Raw genomic sequence first — 25721 nt, forward strand, 5'->3', positions numbered from 1 at the left:
GGTCAGACGGCGATCGTGGTGGGCTCCCCCGGTGGGAGCCAGCGGAGGCTGTCGCACACGGCGGGTGGTGCGGTGGTGAACGTCCGTTCGATGACGTCGCGGGGTTCCTGGAAGTGCTGCCAGCCTTCGTAGTGCACGGGGATCGTGGTGTGCGGGCGCAGTGTGGCGCACAGGCGTACCGCATGTCGGGCGGTCATGGAGTAGCGCAGTGGGCCGGTGATGGGGAACCTGACGCCGCCGAGGTGCAGCAGGACGGTGCCGACGCGGATGCGGGTGGGTACCTGGCGTACGCGGCGGGTCAGCACGGTGTCGCCGGTGATCCACAGTGCGCCGTGGTGTTGGCCGGGCCAGCGCAGTGCGAAGCCGATGACGTCGCCGACGAGGGGGCGGCTCAGTGGTGGGCCGTGTCGGCAGGGGGTGGCGGTGACGTCGATGGTGGGGCAGCCGGGGCGTACCAGACGGGTGGTCTGCCAGGGGCGTAGGCCGTGGGTGTGGTGGCCGAGGCGGCGTGCGCCGGCGGTGGTGGTGAGGACGGTGCCGGCGGTGGTGAGCAGCGCGCGGCCGGTGTCGTCGAGGTTGTCGCCGTGGTGGTCGTGGCTGAGCAGGACGGCGTCGATGGGGCCGAGGTCGGTGGCGGCGATGGCGGGGCCGGTGGTCTTGCGTGACGCGGTGCCCCAGCCGAAGGTGTAGCGGCGTCCGGGTGGGTCGAAGGTGGGGTCGGTGAGGATGCGCCAGCCGGCGACCTCGATGAGGGTGGTGGGTCCGCCGATGTGGGTGATCCGGGTTGCCGGTGACGGTGTGCTCACGGTGGTCCGTGCCGTTCAGCCGAGGTCGACGAGCAGGGGTCGGTGGTCGGAGATGGTGGACGCCGGGGTGGTGACGGCCCGGACGGGTGGGAGCGCGTCGAGGGCGTGTCGGTCGGCGAGGATGTGGTCGAGTTGGACGCGGGGTTGTCCGGCGGGGTAGGTGGGGCGTCGGCCGAGTGGCTGCCAGCGGGACACGAGGCGGGCCGGGCCGGCGGGGAGGTTGAGGTCGCCGAGCAGGACGCGGGGGCCGGGTAGGGCGCGCAGGGCGCGCACGGTCTGGCGGAGTTGGCGGGCGTTCCAGCCGGGTACGAAGGACAGGTGGGTCGCGGCGACGGTGAGGGGGCCGTGCGGGGTGTCCAGGATGGCGGCGAGGACGACGCGGGGTTCGTCGTCGAGGAGGATGAGGCCGCCGCCGGGGCCGGGGACGTAGACGGGTGAGCGTACGGGCGCGGGTTTGAGTCGGGTGATGTGCCAGCTGCGTACGGGGTGGCGGCTGATGAGGCCGATGCCGTAGCAGGGTTCGCCGTGGCCGTCGTCGTCGTGGCGCAGGGGGCGGAACCGTTCGCCGGGGGTGCCGACGACGGCGGCGGCGAAGCGGTGGTGTGGCGCGTCGAGGGCGCGGGCGGCGATGGCGGTGAGGTCGAGGTTGCCGCTGCGGTGTTGGTCGCGGTCGACCTCCTGCAGGGCGAGGACGTCGGCGTCGAGGGCGTGTACGGCGGCGGCGAGTCGGTCGGCGTCGACGAGGCCGTCGGTGAGGGATCGTCCGTGCAGCAGGTTGAAGGTGGCCAGGCGCACTCCTGCACCTTACGTCCCCGTGGCAGGGTTGCCGGGTGGTGAAGGTGTTGCTGTGTTCGATGCTGGTGTTCGTGGCGGTCGGGGCGTGGGGGGTGTGGTTACGGCGTCGGCGTGGCCGGTGAGCGGTGAGTCGTGCCACTTCACGGGCTGCTTACGCGGGTCGGGTGGGGAGAATTGCCGCCCGTGGACGTCGTATCGCTGAGTACCCTGCTGGCCGCCGCGGCGATGGCCGGGTGGGTGGATGCCGTGGTCGGTGGTGGTGGGTTGCTGCTGCTGCCGGCGTTGTTGGTGGCCGCGCCGGGGGTGCCGGTGGCCACCGCATTGGGCACGAACAAGTTGGCGGCGATCTTCGGGACGGCGACGGCGGCGGCGACGTACGCGCGGCGCACGAAGGTGGACTGGCGGCTGGCGGGGCCGGCGGCGGGTGTGGCGGTGCTCAGCGCGGGGGTGGGCGCGGCGTTGGCCGGGGCGGTGCCGGCGTCGGCGTACCGGCCGGTGGTGTTGGTGGTTCTGGTGGCGGTGGCGGTGTTCGTGCTGCTGCGTCCCCGGTTGGGGGTGGTGGCGGTGCCGGCGCGGCGGACCCGGGTGCGGGTGGTGGCGGCGGTCGGTGTGGCCGGGGTGGGTATCGCGCTGTACGACGGGTTGATCGGGCCGGGTACGGGCACGTTCCTGGTGTTGGCGTTCACGGCGTTGGTGGGTGCGGACTTCGTGCACGGGTCGGCGATGGCGAAGGTCGTCAACGCCGGGACGAACCTGGGCGCGTTGGTGGTGTTCGCGCTGACCGGGCACGTGTGGTGGTGGTTGGGCGCGGCGATGGCGGTGTGCAACATCGCGGGTGCGGTGGTGGGTGCGCGGATGGCGTTGCGCCGCGGGTCGGGGTTCGTGCGGGTGGTGTTGCTGGTGGTGGTGCTGGCGTTGGTGGCGAAGCTGGGTTACGACCAGTGGGTGGCTGGCTGATCACCCTTGGCGGGTCAGCGGGCGTGGGTGGCCTGCGATGCGCTGGCGGGGGCGTCGGGTCGTCATCGTGTGGATGCCGATGGCGAGGCGGGTCAGGGCGAGGGCGGCCGACAGGGCGATGACGAGGGCGATGGCGTGACCGATGTCGGGTGCCCATAGAGATAGTTTGGCCAGGTCGGCGCCTTGGAAGAGGCGGGGCAACTGCCGGGCGGCGGCTATGGCGACGGTGGCGCAGCCGGCGAGCCAGAGGAGGGTGACGGTGGTCGTCCGGGCCGGCGTGCGGGGGTCCTGCCGCCGGGTGCGGCGGGCGCGGATGAGGGACCATCCGAGGGTGCTGAGCAGCGCGGTGGCGACGGCGAGGAGTCCGGCCAGGGTCCAGTTGTGGACGGGGTCGGCGGTGGCGGTGGCGGTGGCGGGGGTGCCGCCGTGCAGGATGCGGGCCAGGTTGAACGCTGCGGCGCTCAGTGGCGCGTCCATCGCCAGGCCGTAGACGTTCGTCATGACGACCACGCCGAGGTTTGTCTCGGGGGCGAGCACGATGTGGGTGAAGTAGTCGGGGGTTGCGCCGGCGTGCCAGACGATGGGTGCGCCGACGCCGTCGAGGGTGCTGTTCTGCCAGCCGAGGCCGTAGGTGCCGTGGCCGGTGTCGACGGTGCCGGTGTGCAGCTGGCGTATGCCCTGTGGGCTCAGGAGCGTGTTCTGGGCGTAGCGGCCGTCGTCGAGGTGGGCGATGGCGTAGTGGGTGAGGTCGTCGAGGCTGGCGGCGAGGAAGCCGTAGGGCACTCCGGCGGTGTCGAACGGTGCGGCGAAGCGTTGTGGCCGACCGAGGTAGTACCGGTGTCCGGGCGGGAGGGCGGCGGCGCGGGCTTCGTCGGCGGTGGCGGCGGAGTGTGTCATGGCCAGCGGGTCGAGCACGTTGCGGCGCAGGTAGCGGCCGAAGGTGTCGCCGGTGACGTTCTCGACGAGCGCGCCGAGGATCATGTAGTTGGCGTCGCTGTACCGGTAGGTCTCTCCGACGCCGGCGATGGGCCGCACTGTCGTGAGGTCGCGTACCGATCGGGTCAGGCCGCCGGGCTCGTTGTCGTAGCGGTCGGTCAGGTCGGTGCTCCAGACCTGGGGCAGGCCGCTGGTGTGGGTCAGGAGGTGCCGGACGGTGACGGTCCGGGTGGTGGCCGGGTCGGCCAGGCGCAGCCAGGGTAGGTAGGTGGCGACAGTGGTGTCCAGGTTGATCTGGCCGGACTCGGCAAGCTGGGTCACGGCGAGCGCGGTGAACGATTTGCTGGTGGAGCCGAGCAGGAACGGCGTCTGGGTGGTCATGGGCCGTCCGTTGCCGTCGACGCCCCACGCGCCGCGTTGGATCACCTGGGTGCCGCGTATCACCGCGTATGCCAGGCCGGGCGCCCGGGTCTGCTGTTGGTAGGTGTGCAGGTAGCGTTCGCTGGTGGTCAGCTCGTCCGGGGTCGTGGGGCTGGCGATGGCGGGTCCGGGCGTCGTGGTCAGGGCGAGCACGCAGGCGGCTGCGGCGAGGAGGCGGCAGGTCCGCGTCGGTGACGTACGGGTGTCCATGGTGGTTGCCCTCCTGCGTTGTCGGCTGCCGTCAGCCGATCTGGCTCAGCAGTTTCTCGAGCGCGGCCAGTCGCTGCTGGACCTCGCCGAGTTCGTCGCGGACGCCCTTGAGCGCGGCTGCGGTGGCCTGGGCGCTGTCGGTGCCGCGTTCGGCGAGGGAGCGGTAGCTCTCCTCGCGGGCTGCCGCGTAGCGGGCGCGGTAGATGCCGGTCGTGATGAGGCCGGCGACAGTGACCGCCGCGAGGACGATCGCCGTCACGGCGAGGGTGGAGGTCTGCGCCACGTCCAGTGCCAGTTGGGGGGTCATCGCTCACGTCTCCTTGTCTGTGGTGCCGGTCAGGCTCTGTGCGGCCAGCACGATCGCGGTCAGGTCCAGGGCGAGGGTGAACGGCACGGCCTGGACGTACTTCACCGAGCTGCCGTCGGGCGCGGTGACCAGTTCGCCGGTCACCAGGCCGGCGGCTTCCAGCTTTTGCAGGTGCATGTAGAGCAGGGGTCGGTTCATGTGCAGTTGGCGTGCGAGGTCGCTGACGTAGGTGCGTTGCCGCGCCAGGGCGGCGAGGATTCGTAGCCGGTGTGGGCTGGCCAGCGCGGCCAGCAGTGGTACGAGTTCGTCACCGGTCGGCAAGGTGCCGCTCATCGTCGTTCCCTCTCCGCCCAGCACCCTGTCAGATTTACCTGACAGGCGGTGTCATAGAAGTCTGACAGGGGTGGCGTGGGGGTGTCAACGCTGTGGAGCGTCGTCGTGCGAACGTGCGGTGGTCTCCCCCGCTGGCAGCGCCGGCGACGGCCTGGGTCTTCGGGCGCGTGGTCCGCGTACCGCCTCCGAAAGGAGGATCAGCCGCGGCGGCTAGGTGAGTCGAAGCGGCCGGCGCGGATCTCGCGCAGGGCCCGGCGGCGGACGTCGCCGCGCAGCGTGTCGACGTAGAGGGTGCCGCGCAGGTGGTCGGTCTCGTGTTGCAGGGCGCGGGCGAGGAATCCGCTGCCGCTGATGGTCAGCGGCTCGCCGTGCTGGTCGACGCCGTGGGCGGTGGCGTGCAGGGCCCGCACGGTCGGGAAGTACAGCCCGGGGATGGACAGGCAGCCCTCCTCGTCGTCCTGCGTCTCCTCGGAGAGCTCGAGGGTGGGGTTGATGAGGTGGCCGCGGTGGCCGTCGGCGTCGTAGACGAACACCTGGGCGTCGACGCCGATCTGGGGTGCGGCGACGCCGGCGCGGCCGGGCTCGCCGAGCAGGGTGTCCATCAGGTCGGTGACCAGGGCGCGCAGCTCGGCGTCGAAGGTGGTGACCGGCTCGCACTCGGTGCGCAGGACGGGGTCGCCGATGATCCGGATGGGCCGCATGGTCATGCCGGTCAGCCTATCGCCGCCGGTGGTGGTGTCAGTGTCCGGCCAGGGCGGCGCGTACCGGTGCGGTCTTCGCGGCGGCCTCGGCGACCTCGGCGGTGGGGTCGCTGTCCCAGGTGATGCCGCCGCCGGCCCAGGTGTGCAGGGTGTCGCCGTCGGCGGCGGCGGTGCGGATGGTCAGGCCGAGGTCGATGCGGCCGGGCGCGACCCAGCCGAGGGCGCCCATGCTGGCGCCCCGGCCGACGGGTTCGGCGGCGGCGATGTGGGTGAGGGCGGCGAGTTTCGGTGCGCCGGTGACGGAGCCGCCGGGGCAGGTGGCGCGGAGCAGGTCGGCGAGGCCGAGGCCGTCGGCGGCCCGCGCGCGGACGGTGGACTCGGCCTGCCACAGGTCGCACCAGCGGCGCACGGCGAACAGGTCGTCGACGGTGACGGTGCCGGTGCGGGCGATCCGGGCCAGGTCGTTGCGTTCCAGGTCGACGATCATGATGTGTTCGGCGCGTTCCTTGGCGCTGGTGAGCAGTTCGGCGCGGCCGGTGGCGGTGGCGGGGCGGGTGCCCTTGATGGGGCGGGTGATGAGGTGCCCGTCGTGCAGCTCGACGAGGGTTTCCGGGGACGCGCAGCCGATGGCCCAGCCGTCGCCGGTCAGGACGCCGCCGTAGCGGGCGCCGGGTAGCGCGCCGAGGCGACGCAGGGCCGGCAGCGGGTCGCCGGTGTAGGGGGCGGCGGCGTGCCCGACGAGGTTGCTCTGGTAGACGTCGCCGCGGCCGATGGCGGCGCGGACGGCCTCGACGGCGGCGGCGTGCTGCGCGGGTGTCCAACTCTCGGTCCACGGGCCGAGCCACCACGGTGTGGCCGGGTCGGTGGGGGCGACGCGGGCGGGTCCGTGGTGGTAGACGACGACGGCGAGGTCGGGCAGGGCCGGCGCCGGCTCCGGCGCGCCGACCGGTGCGCCGGCGAGCAGCGCGCCGGCGGCGGCGGACAGGTAGAGCGCCGCGCCGCAGGCGCCGCCGTCCGGGTGGGCGGGCGCGGGTCGGTTCAGGTCGGACAGGTCCAGGCCGTGCCCGGCCAGGAACTCCTGGGCGAGGGCGGCGGGGTCGCCGCCGTCGGTGCGGCGCCACTGCAGGCGGGCCCGTTCGACGAGGGTGTCGCGGCATCCGGGCGGTGCGGCGGGCACATCGACCAGCACCTGTGGGAGCGGTTCCACGCCGTATGGTCCGATCTTCCTCATCCGTTCAGTGGATTTCCCGTGCGCCAACCCGACACCTGCTCGATGCTGGACACTTTCGCTTGGTACTGTGCGTCACTGGTCATGTGAACCATGACACAGTGCCCCCACAGTCCGGAGAACCCGATGTGCCAGCACCAACCGACCTGCCCCTCCGCTGAAGCCACCGACCGGGAAGCCGCCCGGGTCCTCGCCTGCTTCCCTGAGCAGGGCTGGAGCCTGCTCTGCAATGGTGTCATCGTCTTCGAGGACACCGGCGAGCTGCTCCCCGACGGCAGCAGCATCGCACCCCACCGCGGTCCCGCCCGCCACGCCCTCGTGGCCTGAACGACCACCCAGCGTCACCACACCGAGTCGCTGCCCATCCGCGCAGCGGCTGCCGGGACGGGCCGAAACCCGCCCGCCCCGGCGTGCCCCACGTCAGTCCTCGAACGCCTCCGGCGACGGGCACGAGCAGACCAGGTTCCGGTCGCCGTACGCGCCGTCGATCCGCCGCACCGGCGGCCAGTACTTCCCGGCCCGGTCCACGCCCGCCGGGTACGCGCCCACCGACCGCGGGTACGGGTGCGGCCACTCGTCACCGCTGACCATCGCCGCGGTGTGCGGCGCGTTCGCCAGGGGGTTGTCCCCCGCCGGCCACTGCCCCGAGCCGACCTGCTCGATCTCCGCACGGATGGCGATCATCGCGTCGCAGAACCGGTCCAGCTCGGCCAGGTCCTCGCTCTCGGTCGGCTCCACCATCAGCGTCCCCGCGACGGGGAACGACATCGTCGGCGCGTGGAAGCCGTAGTCGATGAGTCGCTTCGCCACGTCGTCCACGCTCACGCCGGTCGCCTTCGTCAACGGACGCAGGTCGAGGATGCACTCGTGCGCGACGAGGCCCTTGTTGCCCGTGTACAGCACCGGGTAGTGCTCACGCAGCCGCGCCGCCACGTAGTTCGCCGCGAGGACCGCCACGCCGGTGGCCCGGGTCAGCCCCTCGGCGCCCATCATCCGCAGGTACGCCCACGGGATCGGCAGGATGCCCGCCGACCCGTACTTCGCCGCCGAGATCGCCGGCGTGGCGTCGACGTGCGCGCCGAGCGGGTCGCCGGGCAGGAACGGCGCCAGGTGCGCGCGGACCGCCACCGGGCCGACGCCGGGGCCGCCGCCGCCGTGCGGGATGCAGAACGTCTTGTGCAGGTTCAGGTGCGACACGTCCGCGCCGAACTTGCCGGGCTTGGCGTACCCGACGAGCGCGTTGAGGTTCGCCCCGTCGACGTACACCTGACCGCCGGCGTCGTGGACCTTCGCGCACAGCGACGCGATGCCCGTCTCGTACACACCGTGCGTCGACGGGTACGTCACCATGATCGCGGCGAGCGCGTCCCGGTGCTTGTCGATCTTCGCGTCGAGGTCGACGAGGTCGACGTTGCCGTCGTCGTCGCAGGCCACCACGACGACCCGCATGCCGGCCATCACCGCGCTGGCCGCGTTCGTGCCGTGCGCCGACGACGGGATCAGGCACACGTCGCGGTGCGACTCGCCCCGCGACGCGTGGTACGAGCGGATCGCCAGCAGCCCGGCCAGCTCACCCTGCGACCCGGCGTTCGGTTGCACGCTGACCGCGTCGTAGCCGGTCACCTCGGCCAGCCACGACTCCACCTGGCCGATCATCTCCCGGTACCCGACGGTCTGGTCGTCCGGCGCGAACGGGTGGAGGTTTGCGAACTCCGCCCAGCTGACCGGCTCCATCTCGGTGGTCGCGTTCAGCTTCATCGTGCACGAACCGAGGGGGATCATGCCCCGGTCCAGGGCGTAGTCGAAGTCCGACAGCCGCCGCAGGTAGCGCAGCATCGCCGTCTCAGAGTGGTGGCTGCGGAACACCGGGTGGGTCAGGAAGTCGGTCGTCCGGGCCAGGTCGCCGGGCAGGGCCGCGTCGGCGTCACCGTCGAACGCGGGCACCCCGAACGCCGCCCACACCTCGCGCAGGTGCGCGTCGGTGGTCGTCTCGTCGCAGGACATCCCCACCCGGTCGGCGTCGACGAGGCGCAGGTTCACACCCCGCTCGGCGGCGGCCGCTACGACCCGCGCCGCGCCGCCCGGCACGGTCGCGGTGACGGTGTCGAAGAACGCGACGTCCGCGACGTCCACGCCCCCGGCGCGCAGGCCGGCCGCGAGCCGCGCCGCCATGGCGTGGGTACGCGCCGCGATGTCCCGCAGCCCGTCCGGGCCGTGGTAGACGGCGTACATGCCGGCCATCACCGCGAGCAGCACCTGCGCGGTGCAGATGTTGCTGGTGGCCTTCTCCCGCCGGATGTGCTGCTCGCGGGTCTGCAACGCCAGCCGGTACGCCGGGTTGCCGTCCGCGTCACGGGACACCCCGACCAGGCGCCCGGGCAGCATCCGCTCCAGGCCCGCGCGCACCGCCAGGTAACCGGCGTGCGGCCCACCGAAGCCCATGGGTACGCCGAACCGCTGGGTGGTGCCGGCGGCGATGTCCGCGCCGATCTCCCCCGGCGCCCGCAGCAACGTCAACGCCAGCAGGTCCGCCGCGACGGTCACCAGGGCACCCGCGGCGTGCGCCGCCGTCACGAGGGCGGAGTGGTCACGGACCGCACCGGACGCCCCCGGGTACTGCAGGTGCAGGCCGAAGAACTCGGCCGGCAACTCGTCGCGCGCGACGTCGACGACCCGCACGTCGATGCCGAGCGGCACCGCCCGGCTGGTGATCACCGCGATGGTCTGCGGCAGGGCGTCGGCGTCGACGACGTACACGCTGCTTTTGCTCTTGGACGCGCGGCGCGCGAGGGTCATCGCCTCCGCCGCGGCGGTGCCCTCGTCGAGCATCGAGGCGTTCGCGGTGGCCAGGCCGGTCAGGTCGGTCACCATGGTCTGGAAGTTCAGCAGCGCCTCCAGGCGCCCCTGGCTGATCTCCGGCTGGTACGGCGTGTACGCCGTGTACCAGGCCGGGTCTTCGAGGACGTTACGGCGGATCACCGCCGGGGTGTGCGTACCGTGGTACCCCAGTCCGATCATCGAGACGGCGACGGTGTTGCGGGCCGCCAGGGCCCGCAGCTCGGCGATGGCCTCGGCTTCGGTGGCCGCCGCCGGCAGGTCGAGGGTGCCGTGCCAGCGGATCACCTCGGGGATCGCGGCGTCCATCAGCTCGTCGATGCATTCGTGGCCGACGACCTCCAACATGCGGCGCTCGTCGTCGGGGCCGGGGCCGATGTGACGGGTGGCGAACTGCTCTAGGGACATCAGGGGCGCTCCCGGGCGAGGTCGACGGGTCGGCCTCCCCCTCTGTCACACCCCACGGGCGCTCCACAGTGCCTGCCCACGAGGTCCTTTTGCCTGAGAGGTTCCGGGGAGGATTTGCCCCTTCGGCGCCGCCCGAACTGCCGGGCGGTCTCTCCCACGTGGGTGGTACCGGCATGGTCAACGCTACCAGCGCCGGTGTTTCCGGCAGATGTCCTACCCGGGGACGACTGTCACACCGGCACCGCCGACGCGCCGGTGACCCGCTCGGCGAGCGCCGGCAGCACCTCCCCCAGCGGCGCGTCGACGCGCACCGTGGCGTACCCGTCACCCCGGGTCGGCCCCTGGTTGACGATCGCCACCGCAATGCCCTGCTTCGCGGCCCGGATCACGAACCGGCGGCCCGACATGACGGTCAACGACGACCCGAGCACCACCACCGCCCGGGCCTGCTCCACCAGCGCGAAACACCGCGCCACCCGCTGCGGCGGCACCGTCTCGCCGAAGAACACCACGTCCGGTTTCAGCATCCCCGTCCCGCAGATCCCGCAGTCCACCGGCCGGAACTGCGCCACCTGCTCGTCAGGGAGATCAACATCACCGTCCGGGTTGACCGCGGCCACCCGGGCCACGAAGTCGGGGTTCGCCTCGCGCAGCCGCCGGTCCACCTCCTCGCGGGAGGTCAGGTTGCCGCAGTCCAGGCAGGTCACCTCGTCCAGGCGACCGTGCAACTCCACCACCCGGTCACTGCCCGCCGCGCCGTGCAACCCGTCCACGTTCTGCGTGATCACCGCGTCGACCAGGCCGGCGTCCTGCAACCGGGCCACCGCCCGATGCCCCGCGTTCGGCGTCGCCCGCGCGATCAACCGCCACCCGAGGTGGCTACGCGCCCAGTACCGCCGCCGGGCGACGGGGTCACGGGTGAACGCCTGGTACGTCATCGGGGTGTGCCGCCGGGCCACCCCGGAGGGCCCCCGATAGTCCGGGATGCCCGACTCGGTGGACAGGCCCGCCCCGCTGAGCACGACCACCTGACCACCGGCCACCAGCTCGGCCAGCTCCTGCACGCTCGTTGTCACCTCTTCATGCTGCCTCAGCGCACCCCCCGACGCCGAACACCCGCCGGGAGGCCACCCGCCGGCGGTGATGCTGGCGGGTGGCGGCGAGGGTGGTGCGCGGATCCTTTGGAGCTGATGTCGTCAACGAATCAGACGGTCACGACCGACCTGGGAGGGATGCGGTGCCCCTGCTGATCGGCCGCTCCGTGGCGCACGGGCACAGCCGGCACAGCTGACCGATGTCGCAGACGAGTCAGCTCCAAAGGAAGCCAGGAGCACACGGCCCACCGTGGCGGCCGCCCGTCCGACAGCGGCGAGCTACACCGCGACCCACGCCGACGCCGCCGGTAGGTTGGGCACATGCGTGTTGTCATCGCCGGAGGCCACGGCAAGATCGCCCTGCTCGTGCAACGGCGCCTCGCCGAGCGCGGCGACACCGCCGTCGGCCTGATCCGCAACCCCGACCAGGTCGACGACCTGCGTGCCGTCGGCGCCACCGCCGTCGTCTGCGACCTGGAACGCGCCGACGTCGACGAGGTCGCCGCGCACCTGCACGACGCCGACGCGGTCATCTTCGCCGCCGGCGCGGGACCCGGCAGCGGCGCCGCCCGCAAGGACACCGTCGACCGGGCCGCCGCCGCGCTGCTCGCCGACGCCGCCACCCGCGCCGGCGTGCACCGCTACCTGCTGGTTTCCTCGATGGGCGTGGACCGGCCACCCGCCGCCGGCACCGACGACGTGTGGGCCGCCTACCTGCGCGCCAAACGCGCCGCCGAAGACGACCTGCGCGCCCGCGACCTGGCCTGGACGATCCTGCGGCCCGGCCGCCTCACCGACGACGAACCCACCGGCCACGTCACCCTCACCCCACACGCCGGCCGAGGGGCCGTCAGCCGCGCCGACGTCGCCCTGGTCCTCGCCGCGCTCCTGGACGAACCCCGCACCGCCGGCGCGACCCTGGAACTCGTCGACGGACCCACCCCGATCGCCGACGCGGTCCACGCCGCCACCACCTGAACCACCACCGGGGTGCGGCCCCACGTCGAGGGCCCCACCCCGGTGGCTGTTCAGCGCTGGTGGTGACGCGGCAACGCCGTCTGCGCCGCCGCACCGCCCACGAACGGCGCCCCCGGCGTCTCCTTCGCGATCCGGTCCATCGTGCGCGCCAACTGCTCACTGCCGTCGTCGAGATGCCGCGCCGCCGCCTGCATGTGCGACACCATCATCTCGCCGAAGATCCGCAACGCCTCCCGGGTCGCCACCGTGTCGTCGAAGCTCGACCCGGCCGAACTGCGGTACTCCGCCACCGCCCGCTCAGCCTCCTGCTTCGCCTCCTCCGCCGCCGCCCGCATGTAACTCTCGTACTGCACCCGGGCGTACTCCGCGACCCGCCGCGCGTAGTCGTGCGCCTGCGCGATGATCTGCTCGGCCTCGCGCTGCGCCGCCGACAGCAGGTTCACCTCCTTGGCCGCCGGCACCTTCGCCGCCGCCCCCGCGCTCGGGATCACCCCGTGGCGGTGCAACTCCACCCGATCGGTCAGCCGCTCGTTCTCCGCCCGCAGATGCGCGATCTGCGTCGCCAACAGATCCAACTCGTCGGCGACCTGCACCCGGAACCGATCCACGTCCGCGTGGTCGTAGCCCCGCCGCGCGAATGGCGCCGTACCGAACTCCCACCGCCGAACCCGGTCGGAGGTCATCCGCACCTGCACACCACCGGAGACCTGAATCCCGTCGTACCGGCTGATCGGGCTCGCGCTCACTGGTCACCCCCTGCACTCGACTGCTGGACCGCCGTACGCCACGCCGGGCCGTACCACTGCTTGCCCAGACCCTCGTGATGCACCTGACCGTCGTGGAAACCCGCCCGCGCCAACGTCTGCGCCGCGTGCGACACCATCTCGTCCGACCCGCACACGTACACGTGCCGCGAACGCCAGTCACCGTCGGCCAACGCCCGGTCCACCGCGTGCACGAACTCACCCGGCCGGTTCGCGTCCGCACCCACCACGTACGTCACCGTCAGCCACGGAAACGACGACGCCATCTTGTCGATCGCGTCGCTGTCGTAGAACTCGCTGCGCGACCGCGCACCCACGTACAGGTCCACCCGACGACGGGAACCCTCCGCGGCCACCTGCTCCACCAACGCCTTCATCGGCGCCCAACCCGTGCCCGACGTCAACACCAACAGGTCACTGGAGCCCGCCGACCACAACGCCAGCCGCTCCCCGACCGGCGCGGCCAGGTTGATGCGGTCCCCCACCGCCGAGCCGTACACCAACCGCGACGACACCGCGCCACCCGGCGCGGCCCGCACATGCAACTCCAACGTGCCGTCCGCACGCGGCGCGTTCGCCGGCGAGTAGTACCGCCACGACCGCACCGCCGGATGCGACACCCCGATCGACTGACCCGGGGTGAACGGCAACAGGTACTGCGGACGCACTGTCAACACCGCCACGTCGAACGCCCGCCGCTCGTGAGCGACGATCTCCGCCACCCACCACGGCGGGTTCACCGCCTCCGCGGCCTGCGCGGCCTCCGTCATCACCTGCGCGATCAACCCGTACGCGGCCGCCCAGTCCTGGGCCAGCTCGTCGGTCCACTGCTCGGCCAGGAAATGCTGCAACGTCGCCAACAGCGCCTCACCGACCGCCGGGTAGTGCTCGGCGCGCACCGCGAACTTACGGTGATCCGCGCCCAGGTCCTGGAGGAAACCCACCAGCCGATCCACCTGGTCCACATGCGACACGATGTGCCCCAACGCGGTGACCAGACGATCCCGCTGCCCCGCCATGTTCGTCGGGAACATCTGCCGCGTCTCGGGATGGGCCAGGAACAACGTCGAATAGAAGTAGAGCGGCACCTCGTCGCCGTGCGCGGCGACGAGGGACCAGCTCTGCTTGAGTCGGGCCGCGTCCACGCTCAGACGCCCGGACGCTCTCCGGTGGACACCACCTGGTCCTGCACCTGCCCCAGCACTGTGCGTACGTGCTCGAGGACGTCGGCCGGCACACCCAGCTCGGTCAGCGTCGTGACCAGGTGCACGCCCACCTTCGCGTAGTGCTCCGCCGGAATACCCAACGGCTGGTGCGCCTCGGCCAGACCGCGACCCGCGTACTCGTTCGGGCCGCCCAACACCACCGTCAACATCAACGCCAGGTGCCGACGCTGGGTCGGCATGTCCACAGTGGCGAAATAGCCCGCCAACTCGGGATCGGCGAGGACCTTGTCGTAGAACAGCTCGACGGCCGCCTTCACCGAACTCGCGCCGCCGATGCGGTCGTAATGCGAGGCGGCAGCGGTCTCTTCCGTAACCGTCACGGTCGTTCCTTCCGGGGTGAAAGGTCGCGCGCGCGGTGACGCGCAGGGGCTACGGCCACCGACGCGACACCCGCGTGCCACGGGCACCACGGCGGGGACCGTGACGGACCATAGCGTGCCCGCGACGTCCGGTCAGGGCCCCCCTATCCGATTCCCGACAACTGGTGGACACGGATCGTCACCAGAACCCGTCCGAGAATTCACCCACGGCAACCGACACACCACGGAACGTGCCCACGATGGATTCATCGACCGGGGAACGGTCACCCGACCTCGATTGCCCTGACCCACAGTCACCGAACGGGCGCGTCCAAAAAAGTCACCCGCACCGACGGACCGCGCACCCACCGACGCGCAGCGCTACTCAACCCGCGCGCCGCCGCGCCCGCCGCGCCGCCAACTCGTCACCCACCGGATCCGACGAGGAAGCCACCACCGGCTCCGCCGGGCCGCTCGCCGCCGGCTCCGCCGGCAGATGCGACAACGACCCCTGAATCTCCTTGAACGCCCCACCGATAGCGATCCCGAACACGCCCTGCCCACCCTGCAACAGGTCGACCACCTCCTCCGGGGACCGGCACTCGTACACCGTCGTCCCGTCAGAGATCAGCGTGATCCCCGCCAGATCCTCCACACCACGCGACCGCAACGCCTCGATCGCCTTGCGGATGTTCTGCAGGGACACCCCCGCATCCAACAACCGCTTTACGACCTTCAACACCACCAGATCGCGGAACGAATACAACCGCTGCGTCCCCGAACCCGACGCGTCCCGAACGCTCGGCACCACCAACGTCGTCCGCGCCCAGTAATCCAACTGCCGATAACTGATGCCCACCGCGTGGCACGCCGTCACACCGCGGTAGCCCACCGAGCCGTCACCGTCAGTCGCCACACCCGGCGACGACGCACCCGGCTCGTTCACCTGTGTACCCGGATCGGAATCCTGCGGCTCGTGCATCCGGACAACCTCCCCGTCAGTGCGGCGACGCATCGTGTCCTCCGACGCGCACCCCTCGACACGGCAACCCTAACGCCACCTTCAGGGGTTACCACGGAGGAACCGACGCGACACGCCGCGCAGCCACCGAGAAAGATCACCAACCACGCACCGACGTCACCCACCGTGACGCCAGCCGGGAGCCCGAACCACTCAGCCCGCGAAGTCCTCCGGACGCACCTGCTCCAGGAACTCGCGGAACTTCTCCACCTCATCCTCCTGCTCGTCAGGGATAACGATCCCCGCCTCGCTGAGGACCTGCTCGGCACAACGAATCGGCGCACCAACCCGCAACGCCAACGCGATCGAATCGCTCGGCCGCGCCGACACCCGCACCCCGTCACCGATCAACAAATCGGCGTAGAACACGTTCTCCTTGAGCTCGGTGATCTCCACCGCCTGCAACGGCGCCTGCAACGCCGCCAGCACATCCCGCAAAAGATCATGCGTCAACGGCCGGGCCGGCTTGACCCCCTGCTGCTCATAAGCGATGGCCGTGGCCTCGACCGCACCGATCCAGATCGGCAGATAGCGGTCGCCCTCGACCTCCCTGAGCAGGACGATCGGCTGGTTGCTGGGCAGCTCCACCCGAACTCCGACCACGCTCAGCTCGCGCACCGCCGCCTCCGTGTCGTCGTCAACCTACGCACCGCGCCCTTCCCTGCACGGTACACGGACCGCAACACGGCCGTCCCATGCGCTACAGCACCACGCCCGCGCCAGAAAGGGGTTACCCCGGCAAGCCTACGGCACGCTTCGGAGAAGAGATCTTTCCGCTCCGCCGCCACCTGCCGGGCACCTCACCGACCCAACGTCGACCGCAAACCCACCCGCACCAACGCCGCGTGCAACTGCTCCGACAACGCCACCAACTCCCGCGCCGTCTCCGCCGCCCGCGCCCGCGCCGCCGGATCACTCTGCCGCGCCAACGGCGCCACCAACTGCGCGAACAACCCGACCTCACGATCGGCCGCCGTCCGATAACCCCGCAGATGCCGCGGCTCCAACCCGTACGCCGCCAGACCCGCCACCGCCGACGCGATGATCAACGCATCCGCGTCATACCACCCCGGCGGATCCGACACCAGCACACCGAGCCGCTCCAACTCCCCGAGCGTCGACTCGTCGATCCCACTCCGGGCCACCAACTCAGCCCGGCCGAGCCGCACCTGCGACGACTCGGCCGGCTCCGACTCCCGACCCGGCACCGCACCATCAGGCCCCACCGCCACCAACGCCGGCCGCGACCGCTCCGGCTGCTCACCGGACGAATCCCACTCGGCCAACTGCTCACGGATCACCCGCAACGGCAGGTACCTGTCCCGCTGCGCGGTCAACACGAACCGCAACCGCGCCACATCGTCCCAGCTGTACTTCCGGTAACCCGCCGCCGTCCGCTGCGGCTCGACCAGCCCCTCGGCCTCGAGGAACCGCAACTTCGAAATGGTGGTGTCCGGGAAATCCACCCGCAACTGACCCAGCACCTCACCGATGCTCATCAGCGGCTGGGACCGGGCCGCCCCGGGTGGCGTGGAGGCCGCAGGCTCGTTCACCCCCGGCCGGCCTCCTCCTCCGGGCGCGGACCGGCGATGAACACCACCCGGAACTTACCGATCTGAACCTCGTCACCATTGCTCAACGTGGCCGCCTCGACCCGCTCACGATTCACGTACGTGCCATTCAAGCTACCCACGTCCCGCACCGTGAACGTCCCACCATCACGGTGGAACTCCGCGTGCCGACGCGACACCGTCACGTCATCGAGGAAGATGTCACTGTCCGGATGCCGGCCACTGGTCGTCACATCATGGTCCAACAGGAACCGGGCGCCCGCATTCGGGCCGCGACGAACCACCAGCAGCGCCATACCCGGCGGCAACGAACCGGACATCCGGCTCGGCACCACATCGGTGTCCGGCCCCTCCAGCACTTCGTCGAGCGAGCCGAGATTGAGCGTCGAAGTGACGTCGAGCGGGGGGAACTCGTCGTCTGGCCGCGTCATGGGACCACCTCACGGATCTGTTCGGTCGGCGTCGGGTAATGGCGGGTCTGGCCGCCGGGCACTCCAACACCCGGCGGCTGGCTCCCCGTGCCCGGGAAGGCAATTCCGCAACGCACAACTAATGGGTTCTTCTCGGTCGACTGGGCGAGCCTAGCCAGCGCCGAAATGCAGGGCAACCGGACGCGCGCAGACATCCCGCGCGCCGGATCAAGCACACTCAGCCTTCGGTGATCTTCTGATACGCGCCCGCCGTGAGCAACCCGTCCGTCGCCGTCGGATCGGTCGGCGTGATCTCCACCAACCAACCCTCACCGTACGGATCCGTGTTGATCAGCTCAGGAGTGTCACCCAGCGCCTCATTCCGCGCCGACACCGTACCCGCGACCGGGGCGTAGATCTCCGACACGCTCTTGGTCGACTCGATCTCACCCAACGAGTCACCGGCCGCCACGACCGCACCCGCCTCCGGCAACTGCACGTACACGATGTCACCCAGCGCGTCCTGCGCGAAGTGCGTGATGCCGACCCGGACCGAACCGGTACCGTCACCCGCCACCCACTCATGCTCGGCGGTGTATCGCAGATCCTCGGGAATCACCAGACGCGTCCTCATCCATCGTGCCCCGGACCACCCGGGCCCGGCGCGGCCGCGCCGGTCAGGAGACCGGACGGGCGTGTTTCCTACTTGGTCGGCGCGTGCAGCGCCGAAACCTCGGCAACCTCACGCTCCCCAAACGTCACGTTACCGCCGTCACCCCGGACCGACGCCACCACCCCACCAGGAATGTTCAACGCCGTACGCATCGTCGCCGGATCACCGATCACCGTGATCGTGTACGGGCCCGTCAACCGCCGCCCCTCCACCACCAACGACCCGTTCTCCCCGTCCAGGAAGTACGTCGACGCGATCACCCGCACCGTCGCCCGGTCACCACCGGAGATCTGCATCGCCTCCGCGCCCGCGCCCCGCAACTCCTGCACCGCGTCCAACACCCGGTTCGCCGTGATCGGCTTCACCCCACTGGAGAACTGCACCGTCAACCCCGGACCCACCGCCGGCAACGTACCCGCCAGAATCCCCAGCTCGTCCGCCCGACGCGTCGCCTCGTCCAACGCCGCCTGCCGACCCTGCTCACCCGAGGCCAACTGCCGCTGACTGTCCTCCAACGCCCGGATGTCCTGCTGCAGCCGACTCTCCCGGGCATCCAGATCCGACAGGATCCGCACCAGGTCCTCCTGCCGCGTCGCCCCCAACGTCGGATCCGCTGACGTCGTCTTCAACTGCACAACCAGCGTGAAGCCCAACAACGCCAACAACACCGCGATCATCCCGCCCGCCGCGCTCCACCGCGACCGACCCGCCACGGGCGCGACCGGCGACACCTCGGGCTCATCCGCCGGCTCGGAAGACGCCGCCGGCTCCACCGCCCGCGACACCGCACGCAGATCCACCGTCGCCCCGTCATCGGACGGCGACACCTCGGGCTCCGCGTCGAGCGGCTCCGGCTCCCGTACCGGCTCGTGCGGCGCCAACGGACTCAACTCGTCCGGATCCGGCGCGTCCGGCCGCGGGTCCGGCTCACCCGCCGGCCCACCAGACCGCCCCGGCACCGCCGGCTGCGGCCAGCCCGTCCCCGTCTCCGCCTGCTCGTCGCTCATCGCTGTCAAACCTACGCCCGGAACAGGTGCCGACGGATCGCCGCCACATTTCCGAAGATCCGCACACCCAGCACGACCACCACACCGGTGGACAACTGCCCGCCCACACCCAACTGGTCACCCAGGTACACGATCAGCCCAGCCACCAGCACGTTCGAGATGAACGACACCACGAACTGCTTGTCGTCGAAGATGCGGTCCAACTTCGCCCGCACCCCACCGAACACCGCGTCCAACGCGGCCACCACCGCGATCGGCAGGTACGGCTGCAACGCCGCCGGCACCGTGGGATCAAGCCACACCCCGAGCACCACACCGGCGAGCAACGCCAGCACCGCGATCATCCGCCACCTCCGGAAGGACTAGCGGTCCCCGGCGAACCCGACGACCCAGGACTACCAGACCGGCCAACCGCACCCGAAGGGCTCGGACTGACCGACGGCCTGGCGTAGCGTAGCTGCGGCTCCGGAGCCGCCGGCAGGGTGAGGTCCTCCGCCTCCCGCACACCGAACGACAACCCGGTCTTCTGCGCGACCTCCCGCATCAGCGCCGCGTTCCGACTGTCCTCGAACTTGCGCCGCATCGACCCCGGACCCGTCGCCGACACCTCGTACGGCCCCGTCACCGGCCGGAAATCCACCAGGATCGCCTCACCCGCCGAACGGATCGTCGACGTCGAGGTCAACCGCTGCCCGTTGATCGCGATCGCCTCCGCACCGGCGCTCCACAACGCGTTCGCCACACCCTGCAGATCGCTGTAGAGCACCCGCGGCGGCCCCGCGCCCGCACCGGTCACCGCGTCCGCGTTCCCCGGAGCGTCCGCCAGACGCACCACCACACCGTCGCCCCGCACCCGACCCAGCCCGGTACTCGCCTCCAGGTCCCGCAGCCGCGCCGCGGCCGAACCGCTCAACGCCGCGTCCCGCTGCCGGCTGACCTCCTCGCGCAGCTGGTCCGCCCGCGCCGACAAACGGTCGGTCTGGCTCTCCCGCTCCTTGATCTGCGCCACCAGCCCCGAGCGCGCCTGGGCACGCCCCGGCTCGTCCGCCATCGTCTGGCGATACGCCACCGCGAACAGGAAACCCAGCACCACCACCACGACCAGGCCGACGGACCGCGCCGCCCAGCTCCGGTTCGCGTCCGCAGACGTCCCCCGCCGGCGCGCGGCAGCCGCGTCCGCGTACCCCGGGTCCAGCGGGTTGCGGAACAACTCGGTGAGGAAGTCCGGCGCGTACACCCGATCCGAGCGGGGCCGCGGCGGCGGCGACGCGCTCACGCGGCCGCTCCCCGGCCCCGGGCCGCGCGCACCAGCCGCGACGCCTGCACCACGTACATCGCACCGGCCACCCAGTAGAGCACCAGCCCCCACCAGGCCAACCCCCAGCCGATCGCGGCCGTCGCCGTGGCCGCCGCATCCCACTCGGTGGCCAGCAGCAGCACCGGGAACGCCGCGAGCAGCAGGAACGTGGCGGTCTTGCCCACGTAGTGCACCGGCGGCGGCCCGTACCCGAAGCGGCGCAGCACCGTCAGCGAGCCGAGCAGCAGCAGTTCCCGGGCCAGCAGCGCCGCCGTGAACTGCCACGGCACCACCTCGCGGGCGGTGAAGGCGAGCAGGGTGGCGAGGATGTAGAGCCGGTCGGCGAGGGGGTCGAGCAGCTCACCGAGCCGGCTCACCTGCCGCAGTCGGCGGGCGATCCAGCCGTCCACCCAGTCGGTGGTGCCGCCGATGGCCAGCACCACCACCGCCGCGACGTCCGCCCGGGCCACCAGGAAGAGATAGAGGAACAGGGGTACGCCGAGCAGCCGTCCGAAGCTGATCAGGTTGGGCAGGGTGAGCACCTGGTCGCCGGGCGCCTGGTCGCCGGTGTCCCGCGGGTGCTCTGCCTGAGCCGGCCGACGCGACACCGAACCTCCTTCACGGCACGCACCGACGCCAGGCCGAGATCGGGCGCGGCGGAGGTCGTACGCGCTGTCGGGCCGGTAAGCACCGGCTCCCCTGCGGCCCCGGGTCGGGACCTCTGCCCTGATACGGCCCGCGATCTCGGTGATCGCGGGCCGGCTGAGTGCGCTGCCACTATATCGGGCTCCCGGGCGGGCCTCGGGCGCCGCGCGCTCTCGGTGCGGTGGTGCCGCACTGTGGTGTGGATCACCACCGCTAAAGCGTCCTAGGAAACTAGTGGAAGACGTCAGGCCGTCTGGACGGCCGCCTGGTCGGTCTGCTGCTCCGGCACCGTCTGCGTCGCCGCCCGGCCGAACGCCAACAGCGACGCCAGCAGGTCGTGCTGCGCCCGGGGCGCCATCCGGTCCAACACGGCCTGCACCGCGCGCTGCCGCCGCTCCGCCAGCTCCCGCAGCAGCGTCAACGCCGCGGCGGTGGGCACCAGCCGCACCTCCCGCCGGTCGCGCGGGTCGGCCACCCGCCGCAACAGGCCGGTCGCCTCCAACCGGTCGCACAGCCGACTGGCCGACGAGGGCACCACGTCCAGCAGCTCCGCCAGCCCGTTGACGTTGGTCTCCGGCCGGCCACTGATCAGCATCAGCACCCGCAACTGCGTCGGCGGCACCTGATGCCGGGACGCCGCCGAGTCGAGCACGGCGATCAGGGTCTCTGCGGCCACGTTGATCGCCGCGGCGAGATCCGTCGGTCGCTCCACCCGATGTCCCCTGCCGTCGTCGCGCTGCTGCCCGCCCGGGACGGTGGCGGCGACTCTCATCCGCCATCCCGTCCACGCGGACCATGCCAGTCGAGGCAGACGACGACAGCGTCGTCGCGCAAATCGGAATCCGCGTGGTAGGCGTGTAGTTCGCGCATCACCGTACCAACCGCCTCGGTCGCCGGCTGCAACCGAGTGGCGCGCAACGAGCGGGCCATCATCCGCTGCCCGTACGGCTCCCGCCCCGCCGGCTCGGCCGCCCACACCCCGTCGCTGACCACGAAGACCCGGTCACCCGGCGCGAGCTGGAACTCCTGCACCTCGTAGCGGGTCTCGGCGAACATGCCCAGCGGCAACTGCTGATCCAGCGTCATCGGCTCGACGGTCGCGCCGCGCATCCGCAGCAGGTGCGGCGAACCGGCGTCGACCGCCCGCACCCGCCCGGTGACGATGTCCAGTTCGAGCAGCAGCGTGGCCACATGGCGGCGGCCCCGGTGCTGGTAGTAGACCGTGTCCGAGGCCAGCTCCGCCTGTTCCACGAGGCCGCCGTCCGAGCGCCGGGCGTTGCGCATGGCGTTCACCGTGACCGCCGTCAGCAGCGACGCGGCCAGTCCGTTGCCCTCCCCGTTGAGCACCGTCAACGTGAGCCGTTCACCGTCCAGTGACCAGTCGAAGTGGTCTCCCCCGACGGTGTACGCCGGTTCCAGTTGCCCGGCCAGGTGGAAGTAGCGGTGCGCCACGCTGCGCCCGGGCAGCAGGTCCCACTGCATCTCGGCGGCCATGCTGAGCCGCTCCCGGCGACGGGCCCGCCGGTACCGGTCGGTCTCCCGGTCCGCGGCCCGCATCGCCACCGCCAGGTCGCCGGCGATGTCGGCGGCACGGCCGGTGACCGCCGGGCCGGGCACCGTCGGCAACTCGATGAGCAGCACACCCAACCGCTCCCCCCACACCGTCAGGGGCAGGTAGAGCCGGCACGCGCCGTCCTCGAGACCGTCGCGCACCGGCTGCTGGCTGGAGAAGCAGCGCTGCGCCACGGTGTGCCGGGCCAGGGCCCCGGCCGCCGGCAGGTCCGGATCCAGCACGGGCCAGAGCCCGCTGATCCGGTAGTCGGCGACGAACACGTCGGTGCGCACCGCGCCCAACGCCGCCCGGATCGCCCGGTCCGCCGCCTCCGCCAACTGGTCGGGCGCGGCTTCGCGCAGCGCGCGCGACACCCCGTCCGGCGCGTCCACCATGCTTGGTCGTCCCTCCAGAAACTTGCTACAGGGCAAGCATCATACGGACGCGCCCGGGCAACCCGTCGTCGCGGGTCAGTCCGCGCCCCGTGTCGCCAGGACGCCGTGGAAGGCGTCCGGCACGTCGACCGGCACCCCGGGGGGCCGCCACCGGTGCACCGGGACGATCCCGTCCGCCGTCGGTGTCCACCGGCCCAGCAGCGGCGCGAACGCCGCCGGCGGCCGCATCCGGAACGCCGGCCCCATCATCGCCAGCGCCTGCGGGTGGGCAGCCAACTCCTCGGTGTCGAAGTCCACGGCCAACAGGCTGCCCGGCGCCGCCGCCGCGTACAGCTCGTCGAGGGTACGCGTCAGCGTGCCGTCGTCGAGGAACGCGGCCAGCCCGAGGAAGACCACCCCCACCGGTCGCCGCCCCCACCCCGGTACGAAGCGGTGCAGCTGGGCCGGGTCGACGGTGCCGATGTCGGTGGCGTCGCCGTAGCCGTAGCCCGCCCGGTCGCTGCCGGCGAGGATCCGCTGACCCAACCGGATGGTCACCGGGTCGACGTCGGTGTAGAGCACCGTGGCGTCCGGGGCGACCTCGTGCACGTTGCCCATCGTGGGCACCCCCGCTCCGAAGACCAGGAACCCGTCCACGCCCTGCGCGACGATCGCCCGGACCGCCCGGCCGAGGAACGCCCGCAGCTCCCGAAAGGCCGGCGCACACGGCCCGTACGCCTGCTCGAAGGCGGTCGCCGCGGCCACGTCCACGGCGAAGTGGTGCTCCCCACCGAGCCAAAAGTCGATCATGCGAGCGGTGCTCGGCTCGTCCGGTTCACCCATCGACGACGCTCCTCCCCTGGAGTCGTCGCCAGCGTACCGACCGGGGCCCGAGCGGCGGTATCGCTCCGCCGCGCCGCCACGCCCGCGATACTGGGCCCGGCGGGAGGTGCGGCGGTGAACTCGGCGGACAGCGCGGCGGTGGTGGTCGGCGTGGACGGCTCGCAAGCGTCCCTGCGCGCCGTGCGCCTGGCCGCCGCCGAGGCGGTCCGCCGGCACCGACCGCTGCGGGTGGTGCACGGATTCATCTGGCCGCTGCTGCGGGTGCCGGACTCCCCGGCCCCCGGCGCGCCGCCCGGCGCGGGCCTGCGCCAACGGGCACAGGAACTGGTCGCCGCCGCGGTGGCCGAGGCCGAGGCGACCACGCCCGGGCTGAGGGTCTCCGGCGAGATCATCGACGGTGAGGCCGCCGCGGTGCTGGTGGGCGAGTCCCCCACCGCAGCCCTCATCGTGCTCGGCGACCGGGGACTGGGCGGCTTCTCCGCGCTCGTCGTCGGCTCGGTGGCGGTGCAGGTCAGCGCGTACGCCGACTGTCCGGTGCTGGTCGCCCGCGGCGAGCAACGCCCCGACGGGCCGGTGGTGGTCGGCATGGACGGCTCGGCGGCGTCGCTGCTCGCCGCCGACGCCGCCGCCGAGGCCGCGGTGGCGCGCGGCGTGCCGCTGCGCGCGGTGCACGCCTACCGGCATCCGGGCAGCAGCGGCCCCGGCGACATGCAACCCCTGGTGTACGACGAGGCGCGGTTGCACGGCGAGCAGGAGCGGCTGCTCGACGGCTGGCTGGACGGGCTGGCCGCACGTCATCCGGGGTTGCGCCTGACCTGCCGGGCGACGCGCGGGCGGGCCGGCGCGGTGCTCGCCGAGACCTCCGCCGACGCCCAACTGCTGGTCGTCGGCGGGCAGGGGCGCGGCGAGGTGACCGGGTTGCTGCTGGGGTCGGTGAGCCAGTCGGTGCTGCACCACGCGCGCTGCCCCGTCATGGTGGTGCGCGGCCCCCGCTGACGCCCCGGGGTTGGTCCGCCGCCCAACGGGTAGACGGCCGCGGTACGCCAACGGCGACGAAGGAGGCAGCAGATGCCAGGACCACGGCCGGGCAGCAACGCGTACGACAAGCAGCGGGCGCGCCTGCGTAACGCGATCGACGACTCCGGACGTCGGGTACCCGACGGCAAGGCCAACCAGGTCGCCAACCGGATCCTGCAGGAGGATCGCGGCCAACGGGGCGTCGTGCGTGGTGAGCGCACCTACGGGCCCAAGAGCGAACGCGAACCGGGCGACCCGAAGTGAGGGGCGTCGACCTGGCCGACGGCGCGATCGCGGGCGCGGTCGGCAGCACCGCGCTGAACGTGGTGGGCTTCCTCGACATCGCGCTACGGGCGCGGCCGGCGAGCAGCACACCGGAGCAGACCGTCGACAAGCTGGCCCACCTCGCGCACGTGGACCTGGGACCGGAGCCCCGGGCGGCCACCCGCCGCTCGGGGCTCGGGCCCCTGATCGGTTACGGGCTGGGCATCGCCGCCGGCGTGGCGTTCGCGCTCTACGCCGGAGGTCGACGGCAGCCACTGCCGATGGCCACCGGTGTGCTCGGCGCCGGCGTCATGGCGATGACCGACGGTTCCATCACGGCGCTGGGCATCAGCGATCCCCGTACCTGGCGGCGCTCGGACTGGATCTCCGACATCATCCCGCACCTGGCGTACGGGTTGACGGCCGCCGCCACCTGGAACAGGTTGCGACGGCCGTCCGGGCGCGCGGGTTAGGCGCGGGGGTCGCTGTCGTCCTCGGCGACCGGCTCACCCGCCGGGCCGTACGGCGACACCTGCCCCTTGGGCACCGGCCGACCGGCGTCCCCGCGCGACGAGCCACGGTTGAGCGGGTGCCCGGTCGGTCCGGGGCCCTTGCTGTCCTGGCTTGTCGCTCCCTTGGCGTTACGCCGGAACTCCTCCTGCTGCGGGTTGACCACGAGCGTCTCCTCCCGGTACGGCAGGCGGCATCGACCGCCTCCACCGCCCGCATACCCGCCGGGCCGGGCCGCAT

The 25721-nt window shown here is 72.0% G+C and carries 30 protein-coding genes, 1 pseudogene and 1 riboswitch; of the genes and pseudogenes, 6 read left to right on the forward strand and 25 right to left on the reverse strand.

What is annotated here, in order from left to right:
* Positions 1 to 2: 2 nt before the first annotated feature.
* Positions 3 to 806: an MBL fold metallo-hydrolase gene (locus tag AC3EN4_RS23285; protein ID WP_435207821.1), complete on the reverse strand. Its 804-nt coding sequence runs from the start codon at positions 804 to 806 to the stop codon at positions 3 to 5.
* Between the two features lie 15 nt (positions 807 to 821).
* Entirely contained in the window at positions 822 to 1601 is a 780-nt protein-coding gene (locus tag AC3EN4_RS23290) for an endonuclease/exonuclease/phosphatase family protein (protein WP_435207822.1), read from the reverse strand.
* A 183-nt stretch (positions 1602 to 1784) separates the two neighbouring features.
* Here AC3EN4_RS23290 and AC3EN4_RS23295 point away from each other — a divergent pair, with 183 nt between their 5' ends.
* Positions 1785 to 2558, forward strand: a complete 774-nt coding sequence (locus tag AC3EN4_RS23295) for a sulfite exporter TauE/SafE family protein (protein ID WP_435207823.1) — start codon at positions 1785 to 1787, stop codon at positions 2556 to 2558.
* Here the strand turns inward: AC3EN4_RS23295 and AC3EN4_RS23300 are convergent, their stop codons facing one another.
* The 5 genes from AC3EN4_RS23300 to AC3EN4_RS23320 form a co-directional block, all read right to left on the reverse strand.
* A complete protein-coding gene (locus tag AC3EN4_RS23300) occupies positions 2559 to 4124 on the reverse strand; it encodes a serine hydrolase domain-containing protein (protein WP_435207824.1) in 1566 nt (521 codons plus the stop codon).
* A 31-nt stretch (positions 4125 to 4155) separates the two neighbouring features.
* Positions 4156 to 4431: a hypothetical protein gene (locus AC3EN4_RS23305; protein WP_422740295.1), complete on the reverse strand. Its 276-nt coding sequence runs from the start codon at positions 4429 to 4431 to the stop codon at positions 4156 to 4158.
* 3 nt (positions 4432 to 4434) lie between these two features.
* Positions 4435 to 4764, reverse strand: coding sequence for an ArsR/SmtB family transcription factor (locus tag AC3EN4_RS23310; protein WP_435207825.1), 330 nt, complete (start codon positions 4762 to 4764; stop codon positions 4435 to 4437).
* Between the two features lie 197 nt (positions 4765 to 4961).
* On the reverse strand, positions 4962 to 5471 hold the full coding sequence (gene def / locus AC3EN4_RS23315) for a peptide deformylase (protein ID WP_435207826.1): 510 nt from the start codon (positions 5469 to 5471) through the stop codon (positions 4962 to 4964).
* Between the two features lie 31 nt (positions 5472 to 5502).
* Positions 5503 to 6723: a chorismate-binding protein gene (locus tag AC3EN4_RS23320; protein WP_435207827.1), complete on the reverse strand. Its 1221-nt coding sequence runs from the start codon at positions 6721 to 6723 to the stop codon at positions 5503 to 5505.
* Between the two features lie 96 nt (positions 6724 to 6819).
* On the opposite strand from AC3EN4_RS23320, the gene AC3EN4_RS23325 reads away from it, so the two are divergent.
* On the forward strand, positions 6820 to 7020 hold the full coding sequence (locus AC3EN4_RS23325) for a DUF5999 family protein (protein WP_089000314.1): 201 nt from the start codon (positions 6820 to 6822) through the stop codon (positions 7018 to 7020).
* 93 nt (positions 7021 to 7113) lie between these two features.
* Here AC3EN4_RS23325 and gcvP read toward each other — a convergent pair whose 3' ends face one another.
* On the reverse strand, positions 7114 to 9936 hold the full coding sequence (gcvP, locus tag AC3EN4_RS23330) for an aminomethyl-transferring glycine dehydrogenase (RefSeq protein WP_435207828.1): 2823 nt from the start codon (positions 9934 to 9936) through the stop codon (positions 7114 to 7116).
* A gap of 71 nt (positions 9937 to 10007) precedes the next feature.
* Positions 10008 to 10103: riboswitch (glycine riboswitch) on the reverse strand.
* A 63-nt stretch (positions 10104 to 10166) separates the two neighbouring features.
* Positions 10167 to 11012 (reverse strand): NAD-dependent protein deacetylase, encoded by an 846-nt coding sequence (locus AC3EN4_RS23335; RefSeq protein ID WP_435207829.1) that lies wholly within the window; start codon positions 11010 to 11012, stop codon positions 10167 to 10169.
* Between the two features lie 339 nt (positions 11013 to 11351).
* On the opposite strand from AC3EN4_RS23335, the gene AC3EN4_RS23340 reads away from it, so the two are divergent.
* Positions 11352 to 12008, forward strand: coding sequence for an NAD(P)H-binding protein (locus tag AC3EN4_RS23340; RefSeq protein ID WP_435207830.1), 657 nt, complete (start codon positions 11352 to 11354; stop codon positions 12006 to 12008).
* A gap of 50 nt (positions 12009 to 12058) precedes the next feature.
* Here the strand turns inward: AC3EN4_RS23340 and AC3EN4_RS23345 are convergent, their stop codons facing one another.
* From AC3EN4_RS23345 to AC3EN4_RS23415, 15 genes and pseudogenes are all read right to left on the reverse strand, one after another.
* Positions 12059 to 12754, reverse strand: coding sequence for a DivIVA domain-containing protein (locus AC3EN4_RS23345; RefSeq protein ID WP_435207831.1), 696 nt, complete (start codon positions 12752 to 12754; stop codon positions 12059 to 12061).
* On the reverse strand, positions 12751 to 13917 hold the full coding sequence (locus tag AC3EN4_RS23350) for a globin domain-containing protein (protein WP_435207832.1): 1167 nt from the start codon (positions 13915 to 13917) through the stop codon (positions 12751 to 12753). Before AC3EN4_RS23350 ends, AC3EN4_RS23345 begins: the two co-directional genes overlap by 4 nt.
* A 2-nt stretch (positions 13918 to 13919) precedes the next feature.
* On the reverse strand, positions 13920 to 14318 hold the full coding sequence (locus tag AC3EN4_RS23355; RefSeq protein ID WP_422740286.1) for a group I truncated hemoglobin: 399 nt from the start codon (positions 14316 to 14318) through the stop codon (positions 13920 to 13922).
* 364 nt (positions 14319 to 14682) lie between these two features.
* Entirely contained in the window at positions 14683 to 15279 is a 597-nt protein-coding gene (locus AC3EN4_RS23360) for a MerR family transcriptional regulator (RefSeq protein ID WP_435207833.1), read from the reverse strand.
* Between the two features lie 192 nt (positions 15280 to 15471).
* Positions 15472 to 15936: a bifunctional nuclease family protein gene (locus AC3EN4_RS23365; RefSeq protein ID WP_007460347.1), complete on the reverse strand. Its 465-nt coding sequence runs from the start codon at positions 15934 to 15936 to the stop codon at positions 15472 to 15474.
* Between the two features lie 182 nt (positions 15937 to 16118).
* On the reverse strand, positions 16119 to 16817 hold the full coding sequence (gene ftsR, locus AC3EN4_RS23370) for a transcriptional regulator FtsR (RefSeq protein WP_435207868.1): 699 nt from the start codon (positions 16815 to 16817) through the stop codon (positions 16119 to 16121).
* Positions 16818 to 16867: 50 nt separating this feature from the next.
* On the reverse strand, positions 16868 to 17320 hold the full coding sequence (odhI, locus tag AC3EN4_RS23375; protein WP_007071101.1) for an oxoglutarate dehydrogenase inhibitor Odhl: 453 nt from the start codon (positions 17318 to 17320) through the stop codon (positions 16868 to 16870).
* A 217-nt stretch (positions 17321 to 17537) separates the two neighbouring features.
* The gene (gene gcvH, locus AC3EN4_RS23380; RefSeq protein ID WP_435207869.1) at positions 17538 to 17918 is read right to left on the reverse strand and encodes a glycine cleavage system protein GcvH; all 381 of its coding nucleotides are present in this window, start codon (positions 17916 to 17918) and stop codon (positions 17538 to 17540) included.
* 58 nt (positions 17919 to 17976) lie between these two features.
* A pseudogene (locus AC3EN4_RS23385) lies at positions 17977 to 18979 on the reverse strand (DUF881 domain-containing protein).
* Between the two features lie 11 nt (positions 18980 to 18990).
* Positions 18991 to 19323 (reverse strand): small basic family protein, encoded by a 333-nt coding sequence (locus tag AC3EN4_RS23390; RefSeq protein ID WP_007460356.1) that lies wholly within the window; start codon positions 19321 to 19323, stop codon positions 18991 to 18993.
* Positions 19320 to 20255 (reverse strand): DUF881 domain-containing protein, encoded by a 936-nt coding sequence (locus AC3EN4_RS23395; protein WP_435207834.1) that lies wholly within the window; start codon positions 20253 to 20255, stop codon positions 19320 to 19322. Before AC3EN4_RS23395 ends, AC3EN4_RS23390 begins: the two co-directional genes overlap by 4 nt.
* On the reverse strand, positions 20252 to 20884 hold the full coding sequence (gene clsA / locus AC3EN4_RS23400; RefSeq protein WP_435207835.1) for a cardiolipin synthase ClsA: 633 nt from the start codon (positions 20882 to 20884) through the stop codon (positions 20252 to 20254). Before clsA ends, AC3EN4_RS23395 begins: the two co-directional genes overlap by 4 nt.
* Positions 20885 to 21165: 281 nt before the next feature.
* Positions 21166 to 21633 carry a MarR family winged helix-turn-helix transcriptional regulator gene (locus AC3EN4_RS23405; protein ID WP_435207870.1) on the reverse strand — a complete coding sequence of 156 codons (468 nt, stop codon included), beginning with the start codon at positions 21631 to 21633 and terminating at the stop codon, positions 21166 to 21168.
* A 56-nt stretch (positions 21634 to 21689) separates the two neighbouring features.
* Complete coding sequence (locus tag AC3EN4_RS23410; protein WP_422740282.1) at positions 21690 to 22868, reverse strand: PP2C family protein-serine/threonine phosphatase; 1179 nt, start codon at positions 22866 to 22868, stop codon at positions 21690 to 21692.
* 75 nt (positions 22869 to 22943) lie between these two features.
* Positions 22944 to 23690 (reverse strand): SAM-dependent methyltransferase, encoded by a 747-nt coding sequence (locus AC3EN4_RS23415; protein ID WP_435207836.1) that lies wholly within the window; start codon positions 23688 to 23690, stop codon positions 22944 to 22946.
* A 114-nt stretch (positions 23691 to 23804) separates the two neighbouring features.
* On the opposite strand from AC3EN4_RS23415, the gene AC3EN4_RS23420 reads away from it, so the two are divergent.
* From AC3EN4_RS23420 to AC3EN4_RS23430, 3 genes are all read left to right on the forward strand, one after another.
* Positions 23805 to 24686 carry a universal stress protein gene (locus AC3EN4_RS23420; protein WP_435207837.1) on the forward strand — a complete coding sequence of 294 codons (882 nt, stop codon included), beginning with the start codon at positions 23805 to 23807 and terminating at the stop codon, positions 24684 to 24686.
* A 72-nt stretch (positions 24687 to 24758) separates the two neighbouring features.
* A complete protein-coding gene (locus AC3EN4_RS23425) occupies positions 24759 to 24971 on the forward strand; it encodes a phosphatidylethanolamine-binding protein (protein WP_088948250.1) in 213 nt (70 codons plus the stop codon).
* The gene (locus AC3EN4_RS23430; protein ID WP_422740279.1) at positions 24968 to 25444 is read left to right on the forward strand and encodes a hypothetical protein; all 477 of its coding nucleotides are present in this window, start codon (positions 24968 to 24970) and stop codon (positions 25442 to 25444) included. The genes AC3EN4_RS23425 and AC3EN4_RS23430 overlap by 4 nt, the downstream gene beginning before the upstream one ends.
* Here the strand turns inward: AC3EN4_RS23430 and AC3EN4_RS23435 are convergent.
* Positions 25441 to 25647, reverse strand: coding sequence for a hypothetical protein (locus tag AC3EN4_RS23435; RefSeq protein WP_435207838.1), 207 nt, complete (start codon positions 25645 to 25647; stop codon positions 25441 to 25443). The genes AC3EN4_RS23430 and AC3EN4_RS23435 overlap by 4 nt on opposite strands.
* Positions 25648 to 25721: the final 74 nt, after the last annotated feature.

This window comes from Micromonospora sp. bgisy143 (genome assembly GCF_057708145.1).

Excerpts from the sequence above, each read along its gene's own strand:
- AC3EN4_RS23325 (WP_089000314.1), top strand. The coding sequence starts at position 6,820 with ATGTGCCAGCACCAACCGACCTGCCCCTCCGCTGAAGCCACCGACCGG.
- AC3EN4_RS23390 (WP_007460356.1), bottom strand. The coding sequence starts at position 19,323 with ATGATCGCGGTGCTGGCGTTGCTCGCCGGTGTGGTGCTCGGGGTGTGG.
- AC3EN4_RS23300 (WP_435207824.1), bottom strand. The coding sequence starts at position 4,124 with ATGGACACCCGTACGTCACCGACGCGGACCTGCCGCCTCCTCGCCGCA.
- AC3EN4_RS23340 (WP_435207830.1), top strand. The coding sequence starts at position 11,352 with ATGCGTGTTGTCATCGCCGGAGGCCACGGCAAGATCGCCCTGCTCGTG.
- AC3EN4_RS23410 (WP_422740282.1), bottom strand. The coding sequence starts at position 22,868 with ATGGTGGACGCGCCGGACGGGGTGTCGCGCGCGCTGCGCGAAGCCGCG.
- AC3EN4_RS23305 (WP_422740295.1), bottom strand. The coding sequence starts at position 4,431 with ATGACCCCCCAACTGGCACTGGACGTGGCGCAGACCTCCACCCTCGCC.
- odhI (WP_007071101.1), bottom strand. The coding sequence starts at position 17,320 with ATGACGCGGCCAGACGACGAGTTCCCCCCGCTCGACGTCACTTCGACG.
- AC3EN4_RS23310 (WP_435207825.1), bottom strand. The coding sequence starts at position 4,764 with ATGAGCGGCACCTTGCCGACCGGTGACGAACTCGTACCACTGCTGGCC.
- AC3EN4_RS23425 (WP_088948250.1), top strand. The coding sequence starts at position 24,759 with ATGCCAGGACCACGGCCGGGCAGCAACGCGTACGACAAGCAGCGGGCG.
- AC3EN4_RS23415 (WP_435207836.1), bottom strand. The coding sequence starts at position 23,690 with ATGGGTGAACCGGACGAGCCGAGCACCGCTCGCATGATCGACTTTTGG.
- def (WP_435207826.1), bottom strand. The coding sequence starts at position 5,471 with ATGACCATGCGGCCCATCCGGATCATCGGCGACCCCGTCCTGCGCACC.
- AC3EN4_RS23360 (WP_435207833.1), bottom strand. The coding sequence starts at position 15,279 with ATGCACGAGCCGCAGGATTCCGATCCGGGTACACAGGTGAACGAGCCG.
- gcvP (WP_435207828.1), bottom strand. The coding sequence starts at position 9,936 with ATGTCCCTAGAGCAGTTCGCCACCCGTCACATCGGCCCCGGCCCCGAC.
- ftsR (WP_435207868.1), bottom strand. The coding sequence starts at position 16,817 with ATGAGCATCGGTGAGGTGCTGGGTCAGTTGCGGGTGGATTTCCCGGAC.